Raw genomic sequence first — 19,853 nt, 5'->3', positions numbered from 1 at the left:
TTGCGGTGCGACGGTACCCCCGACATGGGAGCGCCGCGCGCTGGCGCTGTCAGGCGTCTCCACGCCCATCCTTGCGCGATCGATGATCCCACGCCGCAGCTGTCACGTTGAACCAGCGCCGCCGCCTCTCCTGCCGAATGCGCGGCGAGTTCCGTCGTTTCGGTGTGGCCGCAAAGGCAACTGCCATGACCCGCAGCCTCTGCGGGACCATACTGTGCCTGCGTTCAGCGGACATCGTGGTCCGCCCAGCCTCCATCCCCCGCGACGGGCGTATGGAGTCCAGCCTGCTCGGCTGGCGTCGCGGTCGAAACCCGCCCTCGCGTCCCGCTGCACTCTCGGTTGCCGCAGATGCAGCGCAGACAACAAGCATGAGCGCTTCGATCGCGCATCCGCGCAGGCCGCGCGCGTTTGCCTGCAGCTTGCTGGCGAACCGCAGCGACCTCTCTGCGGCGTCGCCGCCCGAGGCACCACTGCCCCGGAACGTCTCTTACGGAGCACCTGAGAGGCGGGCTTCATCGCGCTGCGCCTCGCATGCTTGACGACGCCGCGCTTCCACCGCGTGCCGCGTTGAACGTGCACAGGCCCACGCCGGTGCAACGGTGGTGGCGCGAATCGCGCCGCCACGAAAACCGAGGCCCTTGCGGCCTGCAGACCAACCCGACGGGGGATCCCTTCCCCGCGGGGCGAGGGCATCTCTCGTCTCACTCATTTTGGAGATGAGCATGTTCACCACATTCACGGGCCAACGGCCCGCGCACAAGACCCGTTCCCATCTTTTCCGGAGCCATCTGAAGCGCTCCGAGGGGACGACTGCGGCAAAGCGCCGCGGGGATGCCGCTTCCAGCCAGTTGCATTCCTGCGGCCGGAGCGCATCATGAGCGAGAAGTCCCACGTTTCTCTCGAGCAGCACGCCTGCCTGGTGTGCGGCACGACGTTCGACACCGGCGCCATCCTGCTGGACAAGCGCTTGCGCGCGAGCATGGAGCCTCACACGACCACGGGCTGGGGCCTGTGCCCCGAGCACCAGAAGCTGTTCGATGACGGCTACGTCGCGCTGGTCGAGTGCGATCCAGAGCGCAGCGGCCCGCCGGCGGACGGACGCCTGAAGCCCGAGCAGGCGTACCGAACGGGCCGGCTGGCCCACCTGCGGCGGCCGGTGTTTTCGCAGATCTTCGATGTGCCGATCCCTGACAAGCAGGCCTGCGTCTTCGTCGAGCCTGGGGTCATCGACCGGCTGCAGTCGATGGTGGCGCCGGCGCCGCATTGATCGCGCCGCGAGGGCCATGGTGCGTCGTCTCCCTCGGGGACGACGCACTTCCTTTCTTCTGAACGTGACGCGAGCGAGTCCGGGGCGCCTTGGCGCTCCCAGCCAGCCGGCCGCGGCGCCGGCTCGCGCGGCGTCGTTCGTCTCCCAGGCCGCACATTCGCGGTCCTTCGAATCGCACCCGCAGAGTTTCCGCTCCTCGCGGGCCCTTCCTCGCGCCACGGCTGCCCTCGTCGCCCGTGGCCTTTCTTTCCGATGGAGAAACCCATGGAGATCCAAGTTCGCATCAACAGCGAAGGCGCACTGCGCAACCAGCGCTATGCCTTCACAGACCGCTTCACCCTCGTCTCGGAACTGTTGCAGAACGCCCGCCGCGCGGGCGCGACACTGATCGAGGTGAGCCATGACGAGCCGAGCCGCACGCTGCGCGTGCGCGACAACGGCCGAGGCCTCGGCGACTTCCAGAAGCTGCTGACCTTCCACGAGTCCGGCTGGGACCAAGACCTGCAGCGGCAGGAGCAGCCGTTCGGGGTCGGCTTCTCGAAGTGCCTCTATGCCTCCACGCGCTGCATCGTCACGAGCGGGGGCCTCGAAGCGGACATCGACACGGCGGCAGCGCTGGCGCACGCGTCCGTTCCAGTGAGGCCGAGCGCTGTCGGCGTGCATCCCGGGACCATCGTCGAACTGTACGGCGTGGACCTGGAAGGGCTGCACCGGCGCATCGGCCCGATGTGCCGAGGCTTCCCGGTGCCCGTCGAGTTCAATGGGCGGCTGATCCCGAGACCGGACGCGACCGACGCCAGCAACGGCGATGGGTTCCACGACACGCCTGTCGGTGCCGTGCGCCTGTCGGGGTCCGTCGACGGCAGATGCTCGGTGCGCACGCGCGTCTACTTGCAGGGCTTCTGCGTGAACCGCCGGCCCAGCCACTTGGACGAGCACGACGATTCGAACGTGGTCCATTTGGACCCGGCTCGACACCTCGCTCGCCTGCCTGACCGCGACAGGCTGATCGATGAGGACACACAGCTCAAGGCGGTCGACGAGGCGGTCACGCACCTGTGGCGGCGGATTCTCCTGCACAGGAAAGGCAGTCTTCCCGCTGCCGAGTTCGTCGAGACGTTCTACGGGGCGATGCACATGTGGAAGCACCTCGATCTTCTGGACGACGTGCCGGTGCTGCCGCGGGTACTCTGCGACACGATCACGTACCCTGTCCAGGAGGCGTTCCCTTCCCGCGACTTCATGGAGCCGCTGGCCTCGGCCCCGACGCGCGAGGAGGTCGAATCGGGCCGGCTCCGCCTGGTGAGCCTCGACGCGCCATCCGATGAATCGATGGCCGATTGGATGCTTGCATGGTCGTTGAAGATGGTCGTCTTCGACGCGCATGTCCTGGGTCCGGGCCACTGGGTCCATGCCCACGTGCGCGAATTGTCGGCCCGCGACGTCAGCGTGCGGGCCGTGGGCGAGACACTCCGCACGCGGCTGGAGGGACGCTGGCTATGGGCCGACGTGGTTCTGTGCGAACGCGTGCGCCTCGAGGCCGGCGGCGAGACCGTGGAGCTCGAAGAGGATGGCCTCGCCCATGAAGGGACGCTTTTCATTCCCGCCGGCGAATGCTCTGGCTGCGCGGTTCAGCAGGCATCGGACTTTGTGGATTCGGATGGCCACTGGCACGAGGACGACATGGAGGCCGATACGGCCATGCTGGCCGAACTCATCCATCGCATGCGCGCCAGCGACCCCGTGTCCACGCTGCGCGCGATGCTGGAACGGCTCAACCTGGAACGGTTTCCAGTGATGGTGGGTCGCACCTTCCGCCTGTCGGTAGGGCCGAGCCCGGAAGAGCATGTGCTGGAGTTACTCGGCTGATCTTCGCCTTTACGCGGGCTTGCGCAGACGAGGCGCAAGCCCGCGCGCGGTCACAGTGTCGAGTCGGTGCCGCCCAGCGCGAATGGCGAGGACACGCCATGGCTGCAGAATTGCATTTCTGTCCAACCCCCTCTGGCGTCGCTTCCCCAAGCCGACACCGCCCATGCCGCAACTAAGCCCCTGTGCCGTGCCCTTCATCGGGAAGCCGGATCGTGCGGCGCCGCTTGATCACCACCGTAGGCGTGCCGGACATCGGTCGTTCCGACGCGGAATCGGGCCGCCGTGCCGCCCGCGCGGCACCGGGAACGGCGATCCCTGCGCACTGCAGCGCGGCCTCGACCTCCACCGGATCCAAGGGCTGAACAATGTCGCCGTTGACCTGCGCGTAGCGCCCGTCTGGCAACCAGGCGAGAGCGCCCGTTTCCAAGCCTCGTCGAACGACTCCGAGCAACCGCACGTTTCTGCTCACGCGCGGCACGAAATGACGCTCGCCCAACGGGAGCACGCGCATCTGGACGTCGGGCACGTTGACCACGCCTGATTTTCTATCCGGTAGTGGCATCACGCCAACCCTCCTCTGACCTCGGCCTTCATCGTAACGCCGGTGCGGACGCGATGGGCAGGAGCACGCGAGGCACGACTAGGCCTTCTCTGCCTCCGGCGATTCGCCCTCGAAGACGGAGCGCACCGCTGCGATGATCTGCGCATGCCTCGCATAGAAGGCACCGTCCTCCGCGAAGATCTGGGGCAGCGTCTTGCGCAGCTTGTTGCTCACCTGCCAGTCCCCTTCCTTGAGCGACCGGATGATGCGGTCCGCGTCCTGGTCCGGCATCTCCAAAAAGTCCTTGATCGCCGTGCGCGCCTCGTCGTACTGGCGCAGGACCAGTGCCTCCTGCGCCATCTCCTGCTCGACCGTCTGGCGCAGCACGCTGCTCAGGTAGCGCGCCTGCTCGGTCAGGTCGAGGTAGCGCCACGCATGCTGCGCGTCCTCGGTCCGAAGGAACTCGAAATTGGTCTCGACGCCATCGGGGCACAGCCGCTTCGATCCGAAGCGGTAGGCATCGACATAGACCTGCATGAAGGGCCGGGAGAAGCCCTCCAGGGCCTGGTCATAGCCGGCGCGCCCCTTGGCCGAGCCGGCGATCGTCGCCGAGACCGGCACGATGATGTTGGCGGGCACCACCTTGTCCGCCGCGAGTAGGTGATTGACAAGAAAGCGGTGGATGCGCCCATTGCCATCGGCGAGCGGATGCAGGTAGACGAATGCGAATGACACTGCCGCCGCGCGCGCTACCGGGTTTGCGCCCCGCGTGCGGTTCTCGAAGCAGCGCAGCGCATCGAGCATACCAACCACAAGTTCCTCGGACGGGGCAATGTAGTGGACGATCTCGCTCACGAAGCCGCGCTCGCCGACGAACACCGGCGACTGGCGAATGCCGACGCGCAACGCGGCCTCACCGAGCACGGCCTGCTGCAGCGTGAGCAATTGCTCGGGCGCCATCGGATCGTCCATGTGGCCGCTGTACGTACCGATGGCCGCCGCGAAGCGCTTCACCCGATCCTGCTTGTCCGCCTCGTGTTCGATGGCGAAACTCGCCCGCGATTCCTTAAACGTCAGCCAGGCCGCGCTGCGCAGCAGTAACTCCGGCCCGTAGGTGTCGTCGAGCAACTGGACGCCCGCCGCCACGTCGTAGAGCCATTCGCGCTGCTCCTGCGGTCCCAAGTACACCACGGGGCAGAAGTCGCGCGAGCCCGGCAGGTTGTCGTTGATACGCCAGCGCCGGACGCGATCCGGCCGCTGGGCGACCAGATACTGTGCGGCATCGATCGCGTCCACGTATCCCACGTTGGGCGCCGTGTCCGGCACAGCAAGCTGCCGGCCGGTGAACCACTCGTAGAAGAACGCGGCGCGCCGTGCATAGCTCCCCGTGGGCTCATCCTTCACCCACGCCACCACGTCCTGAGGATCGACCCGCTGGAACAGCCGCGAGAAGAACTCAAAGCTCAGCCGCTCGTACTTCAAACCGAACTCGAAGTGCCCGCGGAAGTTGTCCGCGGGCTGATACGCGGCGGTCCAGGTTCGCGTCTCCCGTCCATCCGCCGCTTCGCGCTGGCGCACCGGCCCCAGGCGGCTGCGGGAGAAAAGCGGCTGTACCAGTTGGATGCCGTAGAGCTCGGCAAGCCGGTGGAAGCCCAATAGGGTGTCAGGCATGGGATGCAATTTCGCTATAGGTTCGGCAATTCTCCTAGAAAAACAGCCCATCTCTACCAAAACGATATACTCACGGCGCGCTGACCCTGGGAGTGACACCTCTGTTTGTCGCGAAGGAGCTCTCGACGCCGAAGAGCTAGGCACCGGCCGCACCGCTCGAGCACGGCACCCGCCACCGCATTTCGGTCTCGAGATGCCGAAGGACCCCTCAAGAATGCTCAACTTTTCGGCCGGAGCTCCCTCGAGCCGAAGGGCTTGGTTCCCGCGCACGTACCGCGCGGCGCGCAGCACCCATGGGCTCAGCCGCGTCTCGTAGCCGAAGCGATCGCTTACGCCCCACATAGCGTCGCAGTACGCGTTCAAGCTGCTGCCGATAGGCGAGAACCGAAAGCCGAGGACTGCCCTGAATGCGCCCCCACCAGATGCATGAGTAATCATGAACAACAAGCCCATTGAAGCTGGCCGCGGGCCCCGCCTCATCCAGGGCGACGCACAGCAGCGGGATTGCTTCGTGATAGGCAAGGCGCCGCACGATGGAAACGGCTCTGGGATTCCACACGTACCACTGCTCACCCGATCCGGCACGGATCGCGTCGAGGGAATTCTGATCCTCTGGGCGGCGCCAAACTGCAGGCTCGCTGCCTTGAAGACCACCGGGCTGCTCGACATCTGGGCGGTAGCGCCACCGTGTGCGCTTGTGGAGCCACACCTCGAGCACGCATCCATAGCGCTCGTAGGCGCCGTCTTCGTAGACGTCGGCGATGTTCGAAGACAGGAGCACCGCGCCACATTCACGGCGACGTGGCGGCTGGCCGTCGAAGCTTGCCAGAAGAAACGGCGGGATGGTTTCGTCCTCGGCGCCGAAGTACAGCGGGCCGATCAGGTCAGCGGGCGTCTGCAGCCAGGGTGTGTTCTTTCCGGGCTTGAACTCCTCCTCTCGCGACAGAGGCCCGCGATGTCCGGCTTTGGCCTTGGGATGAAGTTGCATACTATGACTCTTCATGACACACAAGAGGGAACGGTTGGTTCCTACCACCCCTTTTGCTGGTAGCTAGGCTGGTAGCTAGCCCAATTTTCCAGGTCTTGATAATCAATTTTTACCTTATAAATCAATAAGTTAGACAAACTCATGAAGATTGCCACTTGGAACGTCAACTCCCTCTCCGTCCGCCTGCCCCAGGTGCTGGCCTGGCTGGCCGAGAACCCGGTCGATGCCATCGGCCTGCAGGAACTGAAACTGGTGGACGAAAAATTCCCCCTGCAGGCGCTGCAGGAGGCCGGCTACCACGCCGCCTCCTTCGGCCAGAAGACCTACAACGGCGTGGCCATCCTGAGCCGCTCTCCGCTGCGCGACGTGGTGCGCAACATTCCCGGCCATGAAGACGTGCAGGCCCGCGTCATCGCCGCCACGCTGGACACGGCCGATGGCCCGCTGCGCCTCATCAACTGCTATTTCGTCAACGGCCAGGCGCCGGGCTCGGACAAGTTCGCCTACAAGCTGCAGTGGCTGGACGCCCTGCACCGCTGGGTACAGAGCGAGCTGCAGGCCCACCCCCGTCTGGTGCTGGTGGGCGACTTCAACGTGGCGCCGGAAGACCGCGACTCGTTCGACCCGGTGGGCCTGAAGGACACCATCCACCACACGGTGGAAGAGCGGGCGCACTTCCAGTCGCTGCTGCAGCTGGGCATGACGGACGCCTTCCGCATGTTCGAGCAGCCTGAAAAAAGCTTCTCGTGGTGGGACTACCGCATGCTCGGCTTCCAGAAGAACCGGGGCCTGCGCATCGACCACATCCTGGTGAGCGACGCGCTCAAGGCCCAGGTGCGCGCCTGCCACATCGACCGCGCGCCGCGCAAGAACCCGCAGCCCAGCGACCACGCGCCGGTGGTGGTGGAACTGGGCTGAACGGGCGCGCTTCGCCAGCCCCGGCGCAGCGCGATCACCCGCAAGGAAAAAGCCGCGAGGCCCCCGAAGGGCCCGCGGCTTTTTGCATGGGGCGCCGGCGCCGGGACTGTCCGGCGCTCGGCGAGCGATGAATGCCGTCAGCGATCAGCGATCGGCCACCCGGGCACGGTCACGCAGCGCACGCACCTCGTCATGGTTGCGCTGGGCGCCCTGGGCCTGGCGTTCGACGACAGCGCGCACATTGGCCGGCAGCGGCGACTGCAGCGCCTTGCGGTAGCGGGCCACGGCGGCATCCTCGCCGCGCTCGCACTCTTCCAGCACGGCCTTGTCGTCATTGGAGGAAAGCGCCGCCTTCACCGACACCCAGCCGCGATGCAGCGCACCGGACATGGTGCCGCCCGACGAGGGCTCGCCGCCATGGTTGCGCACCTCGCGCTCCAGTTCGGCCGCGGCGGCCGCGCATTCGCTGGCATGGCGCAGGAACAGCGTCTTCAGCTCCGGCGATTCGGCGCGCTCGGCCGAGGCACGGAAGCCGTATTCCCCATCGCGGCAGGATTCGAGCAGGTCGTCCAGCACATCCACCACGTCGGCGTTGTCCACCACCGCGCTGCCATCCACGGCTGCGCCGCCAGCTGCGTGGAGCTCGGCACTGCCGCGCTCCACGCGGTCCCAGGCCGCACGCGTGGCGGGGCGGGCGATTTCCCATTCCAGCGGGCTGCTGGAGCGGGCCTGGCCCCAGTCGCGGGCCAGATGCGGTTCGACGGCATCGAAATCCTGGCCCTGGTAGCGGTCGCGGGCGGACCAGCCCAGTTCGTAGGCGGGGCGGTATTCGTCGTAGGTGCGGCCGCTCTCGTAGTAGGGCTCGCGGTCGTAGGTGCTGCGCCAGTAGGCGTCTTCGGCCGTCGGGTTGACGGATTCGGCAGCCGCCTTGCCGGCCAGACCGCCGGCCACGGCGCCGGCGACGCCGCCGATGGCCGCGCCGATGGGACCGCCCAGCGAGCCAGCGGCAGCGCCTGCGACGGCACCGCCCGTGGCGCCCAGGCCGGTTCCGACGGGATGGGCACCGGGTTCGTTGGTCAGCGGATCGCGGTTTGCACTTTTGGTATCGGCCATGAGAAAGCTCCTGTGGGTTGAACGATGAAACGATTCTCAAAGTCCACCCACCGAAGCCCGGGTCGGCTCATGCGCGGCACGGCTGTAGGACAGCCACGCGCAGCCCCCAATCGAAAAGACCCGCGCGCGGCGGGTCCTTTATGCTATTAATTCAATAGCGCATGGCGCTTGCTGCGCCTGCGCTGGAAGGCAGAATCAGGCCTCGTCAGGAGCATCCAGGCCGAGTTCCTGGATCTTGCGGGTGATGGTGTTGCGGCCGATGCCCAGGCGCTGCGCCGCTTCCATGCGGCGGCCATGCGTGGCATGCAGCGCGGTGCGGATCAGCCGCGACTCGAAGCGCCGCGTGAGCGCATCCCACACCTCGGCCTGGCCGCCCACCAGCATGCGCTGCGCCTCGGCTTCCAGCGCCTGCTCCCAGCCGGCCTGCACGCCTGCTGCCGCCGCGCCGGGCGAGGCAGGCACGCCATCGGCCACCGGGTGCGATACCGCGGCCGCTGGCGCGGCGAACGCACCCGGCGTGCCGCCTTGGGCAAAGGGCGTGGCCGCGGGCACCGGGGCCGCAGCCGCGTAATCCGCCACGTGCGACGTCCCCGCGGGCAGGGCCTGCTCGGGTGCGGCCAGGCCTGCCGATGCCGCAGCGCCTCCGTGCAGGGCCTGGGCCTGGATCAGGGGCGCGTCCAGCACTTCGGGTGGCAGATCCTGCGCCGAGATGACCTGGGCCGGCGCCATCACGGTCAGCCAGTGGCAGATGTTCTCCAGCTGCCGCACGTTGCCGGGGAAGGAGAACTGCTCCAGCCGCGCCAGCGCCGCATCGGCGATGCGCTTGGGCTCCACGCCCAGCTGCCGCGCGCTCTGCTGCAGGAAGTGGCGCGTGAGCATGGGCACGTCTTCGTGCCGCTCGCGCAGCGCCGGCAGGCGCAGGCGGATGACGTTCAGGCGGTGGAACAAGTCTTCGCGGAAGACGCCGTCCTTCACGCGCTGCTCCAGGTTCTGGTGGGTGGCGGCGATGACGCGCACATGCGACTTGACCGCCGCATGGCCGCCCACGCGGTAGAACTGGCCGTCGGACAGAACGCGCAGCAGGCGGGTCTGCAGGTCGAACGGCATGTCGCCGATTTCATCGAGGAACAGCGTGCCGCCCTCGGCCTGCTCGAAGCGGCCGCGGCGCTGGGTCTGTGCGCCAGTGAAGGCGCCGCGCTCGTGGCCGAAAAGTTCGGATTCGAGCAGGTCCTTGGGGATGGCGGCGGTGTTGATGGCGACGAAGGGGCCGCCCGAGACCGGCGAATGCTTGTGCAGCGCGCGCGCCACCAGCTCCTTGCCGGAGCCCGACTCGCCCGTGATCAGCACCGTCACCTGGCTCTGGCTGAGCCGGCCGATGGCGCGGAACACGTCCTGCATGGCAGGCGCCTGGCCTAGCATCTCGGGCGTGGCGGTCTGGCGCTCTTCGATGACCTCTTCGCGCTGGCTCTCTTCCACGGCGCGGCGGATGAGCTCCACGGCCTTGGGCAGATCGAAAGGCTTGGGCAGGTATTCGAAGGCCCCGCGCTGGAAGGCCGACACGGCGCTGTCCAGGTCGGAATAGGCCGTCATGATGATGACCGGCAGGCCGGGCTGCTGCTGGCGCACCTGCTCCAGCAGCTGCAGGCCGGAGCCGCCCGGCATGCGGATGTCGCTCACCAGGGCTTGCGGGCCCTGCCGGGCCGGGTCGCCGACGGCGATGTCGGCCAGTGCGTCCAGCACTTCGCGCGGGTGGGTGAAGCTGCGCGTGGGCAGGTTTTCACGGGCCAGCGCCTTCTCGAGGACGAAGCGGATCGAGGGGTCGTCATCTACTATCCAGATCGGCTTCATGTGTTGCATCTACCTTGTGCCCGTCAGGGTCGCTGTGTTCAAAAATTTGTCTCGCGGAGCCTCAGGGCAAGGGGATGAGGATGCGGAAGTCGGTCCGCCCCGGAACGCTGTCGCATTCGACGAGCCCGTGGTGCTGCTGCACGAAGGTCTGTGCCAGCGTCAGTCCCAGTCCCGATCCACCGTCCCGACCCGTCACCAAGGGATAGAAGATCCGTTCCTTGATGGCCTCGGGCACGCCCGGTCCGTTATCGATGACATGCAATTCCAGTGCCAGCCGGTACCGCTGCCGGCCGAAGGTGACCTGGCGCGCGACGCGCGTGCGCAGCACGATCTCGGCATCGCCGCGCGCGATGCGCTCGGTCAGCGCCTGGGCCGCGTTCTGCACGATGTTCAGCAGCGCCTGGATGAGCTGGGCCCGGTCGCCGCGGAATTCGGGGATCGACGTGTCGTAGTCGCGCTGCACGCGCAGGCCCTGCGGGAATTCGACCAGCACCAGCGAACGCACGCGCTCGCAGACCTCGTGGATGTTGACGTCGCCCACCAGATGCGGGTGGCGATGCGGGGCCAGCAGCCGGTCCACCAGGCTCTGCAGGCGGTCGGCCTCATGGATGATGACCTGGGTGTATTCGGTCAGCTCTCGGCTTTGCAGCTCCATCTCCAGGAGCTGCGCCGCGCCGCGGATGCCGCCCAGCGGGTTCTTGATCTCGTGCGCCAGGTTGCGGATCAGCTCCTTGTTGGCCAGCGCCTGTTCGCGCAGGCGCTCCTCGCGGTCCTGGCGGGCCTGGGCTTCGAGCGGCCAGAGTTCGAGCAGCACCTCGCCGGTGTGCTCGGCGACGGACAGGCAGGTGTGGACGGGCAGCGGATCCTGCGGCGGGCGGCGCAGCCCGGCCTCGAAGCGCAGCGCGGCGAAGTCCTGCCCGCGCGCGCCGGCCAGCGCGGTCTGCAGCAAGGCGGGGTCGGTGAAGAAGGTGCTGAAGTCGGCGCCTTCCAGCGTGCGGCGCGACAGGCCCAGGCAGGTTTCCAGGGCGGCATTGGCGAACTGCACCGCGCCGTCGGGGCGCAGCACGGCCACCAGGGTGGAGAGCAGATCCAGCGCGGGGTAGCGCGCGATGTCGGTCTTGGGCAGACGATTCCCTTTCTGGCGATCGTGAAGGGGCGGAAAGCGCAGGCGGACTCAGCCGAGGCTGGCCTGCCTGCCGCTCCCGCAGCGAATCAGTTGGCTGGCGGCAGGCGGGCCAGCTCGCGCTTGATGCCGGCCACGTCGCTGTCGGCGCGCGCGAGGCTGGCCTTGAGCGAGGCGATCCGGTCCTGATAGACCTGCGTGTTGCGCAGCTCCAGCGCCGTGCGTTCGGGCGCGCCGTTGTTGTATTCGCGTGCCAGCTCGGCCTGGCGGGTTTCGGCCTTGCGCAGCTCGGCCTCCAGGATGGCACGGGCATCGGCATCGCGGGCGCGCTGGTCGGACGTGCCGACGCGCGGCGCATTGGCCGGAGACGTGGCGGCACCGCTGCCCGCGCCGCCCGACGAGGACGCGCCCGCCGGCCGGCTGCTTTGCAGCACTGTCACGTTGCCGCCTTCGACGACCTTGCAGCCGCGCTCCTTGGCCTGCGTGGCGTTGTTGGTGTATTCGTTGCCGCAGCGATAGATGCGGTCCTGCGACCAGGCGGCCGGCAGGCAGGCGCACAAGGTCAGCAATGCGGTGAGAGTCTTCTTCATGGATTCCTCGGAAGGCATGCATCGGGGCACGCTGGGTGTATCGGGGAGTATCCCCCAATCATCTTGCAGCGCCAATTCAGCCCGGCATGCCGTGGGGCCGCGCGGCAGCGTGCCGGGGCGGGCGGTGCATTCCTCAGGCACGCGCGCCGCAGGCAAGTTCCGGCCGGGCATGAAAAAAGGCGGCTCGCGCCGCCTTTTCAAATCACTGCCTTGTGCAGACAGGCGCTGCGGCCCCGAGGCCGCCGCGCCCTGCCCATCACAGGGAGTAGTACATGTCGTATTCGACAGGGTGAGGAGCCATGCGGAAGCGCGTGACTTCGCCCATCTTCAGCTCGATGTAGGCATCCAGCATGGAATCGGTGAACACGCCACCCTTGGTCAGGAAGCTGCGGTCCTTGTCCAGGTATTCCAGCGCCTGGTCCAGGCTGTGGCACACGGTGGGCACCAGCTTGTCTTCTTCGGGCGGCAGGTGGTAGAGGTCCTTCGTGGCGGCTTCGCCCGGATGGATCTTGTTTTCCACGCCGTCCAGGCCAGCCATCATCAGGGCCGAGAAGGCCAGGTAGGGGTTGGCGGAAGGATCGGGGAAGCGCGCTTCGATACGGCGGCCCTTCGGGTTGGCGACGTAGGGAATACGGATCGAGGCGGAACGGTTACGGGCCGAGTAGGCCAGCTTCACCGGAGCTTCGAAGCCGGGCACCAGACGCTTGTAGCTGTTCGTGCCGGGGTTGGTGATGGCGTTCAGGGCACGGGCGTGCTTGATGATGCCGCCGATGTAGTACAGGGCGAAATCGGACAGGCCTGCATAGCCGTCGCCGGCGAACAGGTTCTTGCCGTCCTTCCAGATGGACTGGTGAACGTGCATGCCGGAGCCGTTGTCGCCAGCGTAGGGCTTGGGCATGAAGGTCGCCGTCTTGCCGTAGGCGTTGGCCACGTTCCAGACGACGTACTTCAGGACCTGCGTCCAGTCGGCGCGCTCGACCAGCGTGCTGAACTTGGTGCCGATTTCGTTCTGGCCAGCGCCCGCCACTTCGTGGTGGAACACTTCGACCGGGATGCCCAGGGATTCGAGGATCAGGGACATTTCAGCGCGCATGTCTTGCGTGCTGTCGACCGGGGGCACGGGGAAGTAGCCGCCCTTGACGGTGGGACGGTGGCCGCGGTTGCCGCCTTCGAGCTTGGCGCCCGAGTTCCAGGGAGCTTCGTACTCTTCGATCTCGAACATGACCTTGCCGGGCTCGTTGCTCCAGCGCACGCCGTCGAAGATGAAGAATTCGGGTTCCGGACCGAAGTAGGCCGTGTCGCCCAGGCCGGAAGCCTTCAGGTAGGCTTCTGCGCGCTTGGCGATGGAGCGGGGATCGCGGTCATAGGCCTTGCCGTCGCCCGGCTCGATCACGTCGCACTGCAGGAACAGCGTGGTTTCTTCGAAGAAGGGGTCGATGTTGGCCGTGTTCGGGTCGGGCATGAGTTGCATGTCCGACGCTTCGATGCCCTTCCAGCCGGCCACCGACGAGCCGTCGAAGGCGTGGCCCGACGAGAACTTGTCTTCGTCGAAATGGGACACGGGCACGGTCACGTGCTGTTCCTTGCCACGGGTATCGGTGAAGCGGAAGTCAACGAACTTGACTTCGTTCTCCTTCACCATCTTCATCACGTCTGCAACGGTCTTGGCCATCAGGATCTCCAGGATTAAGCGCTTGTTAAAAACGTCGAAAGAAAAGCAGGTTGCATGCCAACGGCAGGCCTCCATGCACTAAGGCAGAGCACGGCGAGAGTTTTCACCGCACCTGCAAAAACACCCCAAAACAGTGCATCACTCGCCAGGACGATGAACGTCAGGTATTGCGCACCACTTCGGGGCCCATGCTTGCACCAATATCGTGCAAAGCGGTTTGCAAAGCGATCCACGCCGCCGGAACGAGCGCAGCGGGCCCTTTCACGCCGAGTTCGATATGGCGCCCATGTTCGGGATGGTCCACGCTCGGCAGGCTGAAGACGCGCACCTGGGCATGGTCCCGCTCGATGCGCTCCATGAGCGGCGTCAGCGTGGCCTCCATCGAACCGTACACCACGACCGAGTGTTCGGTCTGCGGCTGCCGGTTGAAGCAGTGCGCGTAGTGGGTGTCGAGCACCCATTCGATCATCGGCCAGGCCATGACGGGAAAGCCCGGCACGAAATGCACCTGCGAGCCCCCCGCGCCTGCGCAGGAAAAGCCCGGAATCTTGTTGTATGGGTTGGGAATGATGGCCGCGCCTTCGGGGAACACGCCCATGTTCAGCCGGTGGACGTTGTCCGCACGGTCGGGCTCGTAGGGCACGCCCTGCTCGCGGGCCGTGTCCTGCATGCGTTCCTCGATCAGCGCCTTGGCCTGCGGATGCAAGGCCAGCGGCACGCCCAGGGCACGGCCCGCGCATTGCCGGGTGTGATCGTCCGGCGTGGCGCCGATGCCGCCGCAGGAGAACACCACGTCGGCCGACGCGAAGGCGCGCTGGAGCGTGGCGGTGATGCGGTCGGGGTCGTCGCCCACGTAGTCGGCATAGGCCAGGCCCAGGCCGCGCGCGGCCAGCAGTTCGATGACCTTGGGCATGTGCTTGTCCGCACGCTTGCCCGAGAGGATTTCATCGCCCACGATGATGAGGCCGAAGGAAGGGATCATGGCTGAGTGGAAGAAAGAGGGTTGGAAGCGCTGGAGGGAGCCGGCAGCGCAGCGGAAGGCGTCGTAGCCGAAGCGGCCGCGTCGGCCACGGGCGCAGCAGCCACCGGTGGCTCACCGCGCTCGCGCCGCAGGCGCTCCAGCGCCGCCAGGGCGTAGTGGGTGAACCATAGCGAGGAAAACGCGAACACCAGGGTGTAGATCCAGACGGCGACGGGCACCAGCACGAAGAAGGCCGCGGCGAACACCACGCCTGACGCCCAGACGATGCCAGGAGCCGCGCCCAGATAGCCGCACACCACGCCCATGGTCAGCAGGGACACGTGGTGCCGCTTCAGGAGCAGCACGCGCTCTTCCTTGCTCGCGTGATCCGCCAGGGCATCGAAGCTCATCACCCGGTAGGTCAGCCATCCCCAGATGAGCGGCGGCAGCACCAGCACCAGGGGCGGCACCAGCCACAGCGGCATGGACACCACCATGGCCAGCAGCGCGGCCGCCGTGGAGCCCAGCGACCAGGCCAGGCTACCCAGCAGAGAGCCGCCGCGCTTGCGCTCCAGGGCCGGGAAACGGCGTTCGGCGACGAGGCGCACCAGGGCGGGCGTCATCATGAGCGCCACGGCCAGCACGGCGATCAGCACGATGACCGGGGTGGCCGCCACGATGACCAGCAGGGGCGCCAGCACGGAAGGCGCATCGGCGATGCCGAACTGCCGCAACCATCCCCAGAGCAACCCCAGCCAGCTGGAGGTCTGCAGCGACTGCTGCACGGCCGCCACCGAGGACGTCCACCACAGGGCGCCCGCGCCCCAGGCCAGCAAGGCGATCAGCAGCAGGGGCAGCAGCGACAGCGCGATGACCCGCGGACGCAGGCAGTAGGCCGCGGCCCGCCAGAATGAATCGATCAACAGTCCCATGGGCCGCAAGCATAGCGCCAGCGCATGTCGGCGTTCAGGCGCGGCCCCACAAACGCTGCAGGCCGCGCCACTGTTGCATCCAGAAGCCGCGGCCGTAGTCGCGCACCCGCCCGTCCGGGCCGGGCTCCACCTGATCGCGCACGCCGGTGGCGTCGTAGCGCTGCTCGAAGTTGGCGGTGCGGAACAGCATGTCCCACCAGGGCAGCAGCACGCCGAAGTTGTGGCCGCCCAGCACGGGCTTGTTGACGCTCTGGGCGGGATGCGACTCGTGGCCGATGCCGATGGCATGGTGCAGCCGGTGGAAGCGCGGGCTCACCCAGAGCCGCTCGCCGAAGCGCCCGAACCACATGCGGATGTTCGCGTGCTGCAGGTTCTCGCTCAGCTGGGTGATCGCGACGATGAGCACGAACTGCCCCGGCGCCACGCCGATGAGCTGGGCCACGTTGACCACGATGAAGGAATGCACCAGATCGTCAAGCAGGTGGTTGCGGTTGTCGCTCCACATGGTCATCTGGCGCTGCGAATGGTGCAGCGAATGCAGCTTCCACCACCATTCGAAGTGATGCTGGCCACGGTGGATCCAGTACTCGAGCGCATCGAACACCACCAGATAGATCAGCAGGCTGACGACGGGCAGGTCGGTCACGCCAGGCCAGAGATTGTCCAGGTGCAGGGTGCTGACGCCGTGCATGCGCAGCATGCTCCACAGCGCGTCCCAGAACGGCGTGAAGAGAAAGAAGAGCCCCAGACGGAAAAGACCCAGCCGATGGATGAGCGTGTAGATCACGTCCACGCGGATGGCCGCACGGTCCGTCACGGGCTCCACGGGCCGCCAGCGCTGCAGCGGCGCGATGATTGCCAGCATGACCACCAGCTGCAGCAGGCCGACCAGCAGCCAGCCCGTGGCGTCGTAGCCGTCCTCCAGCAGGTTGGCCATGCCGAAGGAAAACATCAGCGGCTGCACCACGGCCTCGAAGAGCCATTGCTGCGCCAGATCGAACCAATTGACCAGGATATCCATCTCAAAAATCCTCAGCGGCAGCGACTGTGCTGCGCCGCCTCTTCACTGCTTGTGCTGCGCGATCCAGTCGCGGTAATCCGGGTGATCGCGCAGCGTCCTGAAGCAAAAGCCCCGCTCCTTCAGGCCCACGATCAGCGGCTCCAGGTTGGCAGGCGCCCAGGGGTCCTTGCGCGACCAGATGCCCAGATGCGCCAGCAGGATGTCGCCAGGACGAATGGAACGCAGCGCCTTCTGCAGCAGCGCCTTGTTGCTGTACTTCTCGCTGGGCAGCTCATCGCCCAGGAAGCCCGCCGGCGACCAGCCCACGTGCGCGTATCCGCACGATTTGGCCGCGGCCAGCAGCTGCGGCGAGGTCTTGCCACCGGGCGCACGGAACAGAGGCAGCGGGGTCTTGCCCGTGATGGCCTTGAGACGATCCGCCGCCCGGGAGATCTCCTGGCAATACTGCGCAGCCGTCATGACGGACTCCTGCCCTGCATGCGGCCCGGCGGAAGGGCGAATGCGGAAGGCCGGCGCGCTTGGCGTGCCGGCATCGCCGCGCCAATAGGCATGGTCCATGGTATGCGAGGCGAATTCGTGTCCCTCGGCCGCGCGGGCCTTCCACCACGGCGCCCAGTCGTCCGAAAGGCTGCCCTCGCCCACCTGGGTCGGCTCATTGGCCGCGAAGAAGGTCACCTTGACGTGCTGGCGCTTGAGCACGTCGGCCACCAGTTGGGCGATGCCCATGTGGCCGGTGTCCATCGTCAGATACACGGGCTTCGTGCAATCGCTTTGGGCGTTGGCGCCCGTCGCAGCTGCGCAGGCAGCTATCATAAAAATAGCAAACTGCTTGCGTGTGATCATCGCGGCTGAAGGCATGCGAAGCGCTCCGGAAAGAAGGGTGGGCTCGAATGGATGAACGCGGCAGCCCTCAACGGACTGCGTGCTGCAGGGTCCAGACGCCATGCGGCGACTTGCCCACGTTCACCTTCTGAACCACCTTGCGCTCCTTGGTATCGATCACCAACAACTTGCGGGCCCAGCGGGCGCTGACATAGATCCAGCGGCCATCGGGAGACACGTCCATGCAGTCCGGGCCGCCAGGCGCGGGATAGACATCCACCACCTTCTTATCGACCATGTCGATCTTGCTAATCGTGTTGGCCACCCGGTTGCTCACGAAGATATGCCGGCCATCGCCTGCCGAGCGGAAGGCGTGGGCGCCTGCTCCCGTCTTGATCCGCTGAACGCTGCGAGGTTCCGCACCGGAGATGTCGAACACCTCCACGCTATCGCCACCCGTCAGGCCCACGAACAGGAAGCGGCCATCGGCGCTGCCATAGATATCGGCCGGCATCGGGCCGGTCTTGGTCCGCCACTTGATCTTGCGCGTCGCCACATCGATCGCCACCAACTCGTCGCTGTCCTGCATCGACGAATAGACCGTACGGCTCTGGCTGTCGATCCACAGGTGGCTCGGGGTCTTGCCCGTCGCCACGCGCTCCACCAGGGTGAGGTCCTTGCCGTCCCAGCGGTAGAAATCGACGTGATTCAAACGGTTGGCCGCCGTCACCAGCCACTTCATGTCCGGCGAGAAGCGCAGGTGGTACGGGTCCACGATGCCCCGCACCACGCGCTGGACCTGCGCCGTCTTAGGATCGACGAAGGTCAGGGAATCACCCAAGGCATTGGCGATGACGAGGGACTTCTCGTCCGGCGTCAGATACATGTGGTGCGGCTCTTTGCCCGTGGAGATGCGGGTCGTCTCCGTCCACGTCGCCGGGTCGATGACGCTGATGTCGGCATCCAGGGAATTCAACACGAAGACCGGAGGCAAGGGGCTGCTTGCATGCACATTCCCCACCAATGCACACAGCGCCACCAGCACAGCGCCACAGCGCCCCAAGAACGAAGATTTCACTTAGTCAAACTTTCCGAAAGGGATCGATCAGGTAAGCCCTCCGGGGCAGCTCGCCACCGGAACGACAGGGCAGATTAGACGCCAAAAAAAGCCCTCACTGGCGTCATCAAAGGTCCGCCACGTGAGCCAAAGTTCCTCTGGCTCACGTAAAGACACATTCACTTCAGCAGAGCAAGATCTTCCGCGCCCAGCCAGCGCCATTGCCCCGGCGCAAGATCGTTGGGCAGCACCAGTTCGCCGATGCGCGAACGGTGAAGCCCTTCCACCCGGTTGCCCACGGCGGCGAGCATGCGCTTGACCTGGTGGTACTTGCCCTCGGTCAAGGTCAGCGACAAAGCGGCATCGCCCGTCTGGACGCAGGCCGCAGCGCGCACCGGCTTCGGGTCGTCATCCAGTACCACGCCTTCAAGCAGCCGCTGTATCTGCCCGGCATCGACCGGATGCTTCGTGGACACCTCGTACACCTTGGGCACGTGCTTCTTCGGCGAGCTCATCTTGTGGATGAACTGCCCGTCGTCACTCAGCAGCAGCAGCCCGGTGGTGTCCTGGTCCAGGCGCCCCACAGCCTGCACACCGATGACCGCACTCTTGCTCGGCCGCTGGCGTAGCGGCGCCGGCAGCAGCGTATAGATGCTCGGATAGGTGGAGGGCTTCTGCGAGCACTCGGTGCCTGCAGGCTTGTGCAGCATCACGTAGGCCTTGGCGTGATAGGGCCACTCCACGCCCTGGACCTTGAGCACTGCACCCTGCTCTGCCACCTCCGCGGTCGCATCGGTCTGAGGGTGGAAGTCATCCTGCAAGGCTTCGCGAACCTCCACCCAGCCTTGTTGGATCAGCCCAGCGCACACACGCCGCGTACCGAAACCTTGCGAGTAAAGAATATCTTGAAGTTGCATGGCAGCGCTCTGTTGATCTGGCGTCAGAAGTGTCTAGGCGAATTCCAGGAGAAAACGGGAAGCGAATGGCGGGCAACTATTCGGGACTATTCGGGCATGGATTGGCGCAGCAATGCGCTCGCTCCCAGTCCATCTAGCCGAAGAAGCAAAGTCGACCGAAAAGGCACATATCTCTGTTTTCAAAAACGGACGTCACTCACTTGCTCTTGGTGCCGCATCGTTTCCTGTCCCCCAAAGCAAAGCGCCCCGAGTACTTACGTACGCGGGGCGATTTGGGCTGTAAGAGCCTGACGATGACCTACTTTCACACGGGAACCCGCACTATCATCGGCGCGAAGTCGTTTCACTGTCCTGTTCGGGATGGGAAGGAGTGGTACCAACTTGCTATGGTCATCAGGCATAAAGGGTTGCTACCGAGAGATCCTTGCGGATATCTGGGCGGCGAATTCATAGAGTTAAATCAGCTTTGGTTATTTGACTGCGTCACTTGGCATAACAACCTGACAGCAAAGAGTTGCTGATCAAAGTTATAGGGTCAAGCCG

17 protein-coding genes and 1 rRNA gene are annotated in these 19,853 nt (G+C 66.0%); 3 read left to right on the top strand and 15 right to left on the bottom strand.

What is annotated here, in order from left to right:
- Positions 1 to 874 precede the first annotated feature (874 nt).
- Together BM070_RS10685 and BM070_RS10680 are read left to right on the top strand one after the other, a co-directional pair.
- A complete protein-coding gene (locus tag BM070_RS10685; RefSeq protein ID WP_059400242.1) occupies positions 875 to 1,267 on the top strand; it encodes a hypothetical protein in 393 nt (130 codons plus the stop codon).
- A gap of 264 nt (positions 1,268 to 1,531) precedes the next feature.
- Positions 1,532 to 3,136 carry an ATP-binding protein gene (locus BM070_RS10680; protein WP_139222799.1) on the top strand — a complete coding sequence of 535 codons (1,605 nt, stop codon included), beginning with the start codon at positions 1,532 to 1,534 and terminating at the stop codon, positions 3,134 to 3,136.
- A gap of 172 nt (positions 3,137 to 3,308) precedes the next feature.
- Here the strand turns inward: BM070_RS10680 and BM070_RS10675 are convergent, their stop codons facing one another.
- The 3 genes from BM070_RS10675 to BM070_RS24200 all read right to left on the bottom strand — a co-directional run bounded on the left by BM070_RS10675 (position 3,309) and on the right by BM070_RS24200 (position 6,336).
- Positions 3,309 to 3,671, bottom strand: a complete 363-nt coding sequence (locus tag BM070_RS10675; protein WP_059400240.1) for a hypothetical protein — start codon at positions 3,669 to 3,671, stop codon at positions 3,309 to 3,311.
- 105 nt (positions 3,672 to 3,776) lie between these two features.
- Positions 3,777 to 5,348: a Fic family protein gene (locus BM070_RS10670; protein WP_059400239.1), complete on the bottom strand. Its 1,572-nt coding sequence runs from the start codon at positions 5,346 to 5,348 to the stop codon at positions 3,777 to 3,779.
- A gap of 208 nt (positions 5,349 to 5,556) precedes the next feature.
- On the bottom strand, positions 5,557 to 6,336 hold the full coding sequence (locus BM070_RS24200; protein WP_139222798.1) for a hypothetical protein: 780 nt from the start codon (positions 6,334 to 6,336) through the stop codon (positions 5,557 to 5,559).
- Between the two features lie 141 nt (positions 6,337 to 6,477).
- Between BM070_RS24200 and xth the strand changes: the two genes are divergently transcribed.
- Positions 6,478 to 7,254, top strand: a complete 777-nt coding sequence (gene xth / locus BM070_RS10660; RefSeq protein WP_092939575.1) for an exodeoxyribonuclease III — start codon at positions 6,478 to 6,480, stop codon at positions 7,252 to 7,254.
- Between the two features lie 144 nt (positions 7,255 to 7,398).
- Here the strand turns inward: xth and BM070_RS10655 are convergent, their stop codons facing one another.
- The 12 genes from BM070_RS10655 to rrf form a co-directional block, all read right to left on the bottom strand.
- Positions 7,399 to 8,367, bottom strand: a complete 969-nt coding sequence (locus tag BM070_RS10655) for a ferritin-like domain-containing protein (RefSeq protein WP_092939574.1) — start codon at positions 8,365 to 8,367, stop codon at positions 7,399 to 7,401.
- Positions 8,368 to 8,562: 195 nt separating this feature from the next.
- A complete protein-coding gene (ntrC, locus tag BM070_RS10650) occupies positions 8,563 to 10,215 on the bottom strand; it encodes a nitrogen regulation protein NR(I) (RefSeq protein WP_092939641.1) in 1,653 nt (550 codons plus the stop codon).
- Positions 10,216 to 10,276: 61 nt separating this feature from the next.
- Entirely contained in the window at positions 10,277 to 11,341 is a 1,065-nt protein-coding gene (gene glnL, locus BM070_RS10645) for a nitrogen regulation protein NR(II) (RefSeq protein ID WP_175518481.1), read from the bottom strand.
- An 86-nt stretch (positions 11,342 to 11,427) separates the two neighbouring features.
- A complete protein-coding gene (locus BM070_RS10640) occupies positions 11,428 to 11,928 on the bottom strand; it encodes a hypothetical protein (RefSeq protein ID WP_092939572.1) in 501 nt (166 codons plus the stop codon).
- Positions 11,929 to 12,184: 256 nt separating this feature from the next.
- Positions 12,185 to 13,600, bottom strand: coding sequence for a type I glutamate--ammonia ligase (gene glnA / locus BM070_RS10635; RefSeq protein ID WP_092939571.1), 1,416 nt, complete (start codon positions 13,598 to 13,600; stop codon positions 12,185 to 12,187).
- A 160-nt stretch (positions 13,601 to 13,760) separates the two neighbouring features.
- Positions 13,761 to 14,582 carry a competence/damage-inducible protein A gene (locus BM070_RS10630; protein WP_092939570.1) on the bottom strand — a complete coding sequence of 274 codons (822 nt, stop codon included), beginning with the start codon at positions 14,580 to 14,582 and terminating at the stop codon, positions 13,761 to 13,763.
- Positions 14,579 to 15,493, bottom strand: coding sequence for an EI24 domain-containing protein (locus BM070_RS10625; RefSeq protein WP_092939569.1), 915 nt, complete (start codon positions 15,491 to 15,493; stop codon positions 14,579 to 14,581). Before BM070_RS10625 ends, BM070_RS10630 begins: the two co-directional genes overlap by 4 nt.
- 34 nt (positions 15,494 to 15,527) lie before the next feature.
- Positions 15,528 to 16,514: a sterol desaturase family protein gene (locus BM070_RS10620; RefSeq protein ID WP_092939568.1), complete on the bottom strand. Its 987-nt coding sequence runs from the start codon at positions 16,512 to 16,514 to the stop codon at positions 15,528 to 15,530.
- Between the two features lie 42 nt (positions 16,515 to 16,556).
- A complete protein-coding gene (locus tag BM070_RS10615) occupies positions 16,557 to 17,372 on the bottom strand; it encodes a polysaccharide deacetylase family protein (RefSeq protein ID WP_092939567.1) in 816 nt (271 codons plus the stop codon).
- Between the two features lie 52 nt (positions 17,373 to 17,424).
- Complete coding sequence (locus BM070_RS10610) at positions 17,425 to 18,381, bottom strand: YncE family protein (RefSeq protein ID WP_245785195.1); 957 nt, start codon at positions 18,379 to 18,381, stop codon at positions 17,425 to 17,427.
- A 191-nt stretch (positions 18,382 to 18,572) separates the two neighbouring features.
- Positions 18,573 to 19,310: a 16S rRNA pseudouridine(516) synthase gene (locus tag BM070_RS10605; protein ID WP_092939565.1), complete on the bottom strand. Its 738-nt coding sequence runs from the start codon at positions 19,308 to 19,310 to the stop codon at positions 18,573 to 18,575.
- Between the two features lie 285 nt (positions 19,311 to 19,595).
- A 5S ribosomal RNA gene (gene rrf / locus BM070_RS10600) occupies positions 19,596 to 19,708 on the bottom strand.
- Positions 19,709 to 19,853 lie beyond the last annotated feature (145 nt).

The organism is Paracidovorax wautersii (genome assembly GCF_900113035.1).
Taxonomy (GTDB): Bacteria; Pseudomonadota; Gammaproteobacteria; order Burkholderiales; family Burkholderiaceae_C; genus Paracidovorax; species Paracidovorax wautersii.
The sequence above is the reverse complement of the archived record's forward strand: the minus strand, read 5'-3'. Positions and strand labels throughout refer to the sequence as shown.

Bases quoted from the DNA above. Each gene is read 5' to 3' on its own strand.
- BM070_RS10685 (WP_059400242.1), top strand. From the start codon at position 875: ATGAGCGAGAAGTCCCACGTTTCTCTCGAGCAGCACGCCTGCCTGGTG.
- BM070_RS10680 (WP_139222799.1), top strand. From the start codon at position 1,532: ATGGAGATCCAAGTTCGCATCAACAGCGAAGGCGCACTGCGCAACCAG.
- BM070_RS10670 (WP_059400239.1), bottom strand. From the start codon at position 5,348: ATGCCTGACACCCTATTGGGCTTCCACCGGCTTGCCGAGCTCTACGGC.
- BM070_RS24200 (WP_139222798.1), bottom strand. From the start codon at position 6,336: ATGCAACTTCATCCCAAGGCCAAAGCCGGACATCGCGGGCCTCTGTCG.
- xth (WP_092939575.1), top strand. From the start codon at position 6,478: ATGAAGATTGCCACTTGGAACGTCAACTCCCTCTCCGTCCGCCTGCCC.
- BM070_RS10655 (WP_092939574.1), bottom strand. From the start codon at position 8,367: ATGGCCGATACCAAAAGTGCAAACCGCGATCCGCTGACCAACGAACCC.
- ntrC (WP_092939641.1), bottom strand. From the start codon at position 10,215: ATGAAGCCGATCTGGATAGTAGATGACGACCCCTCGATCCGCTTCGTC.
- BM070_RS10640 (WP_092939572.1), bottom strand. From the start codon at position 11,928: ATGAAGAAGACTCTCACCGCATTGCTGACCTTGTGCGCCTGCCTGCCG.
- glnA (WP_092939571.1), bottom strand. From the start codon at position 13,600: ATGGCCAAGACCGTTGCAGACGTGATGAAGATGGTGAAGGAGAACGAA.
- BM070_RS10630 (WP_092939570.1), bottom strand. From the start codon at position 14,582: ATGATCCCTTCCTTCGGCCTCATCATCGTGGGCGATGAAATCCTCTCG.
- BM070_RS10625 (WP_092939569.1), bottom strand. From the start codon at position 15,493: ATGGGACTGTTGATCGATTCATTCTGGCGGGCCGCGGCCTACTGCCTG.
- BM070_RS10620 (WP_092939568.1), bottom strand. From the start codon at position 16,514: ATGGATATCCTGGTCAATTGGTTCGATCTGGCGCAGCAATGGCTCTTC.
- BM070_RS10615 (WP_092939567.1), bottom strand. From the start codon at position 17,372: ATGCCTTCAGCCGCGATGATCACACGCAAGCAGTTTGCTATTTTTATG.
- BM070_RS10605 (WP_092939565.1), bottom strand. From the start codon at position 19,310: ATGCAACTTCAAGATATTCTTTACTCGCAAGGTTTCGGTACGCGGCGT.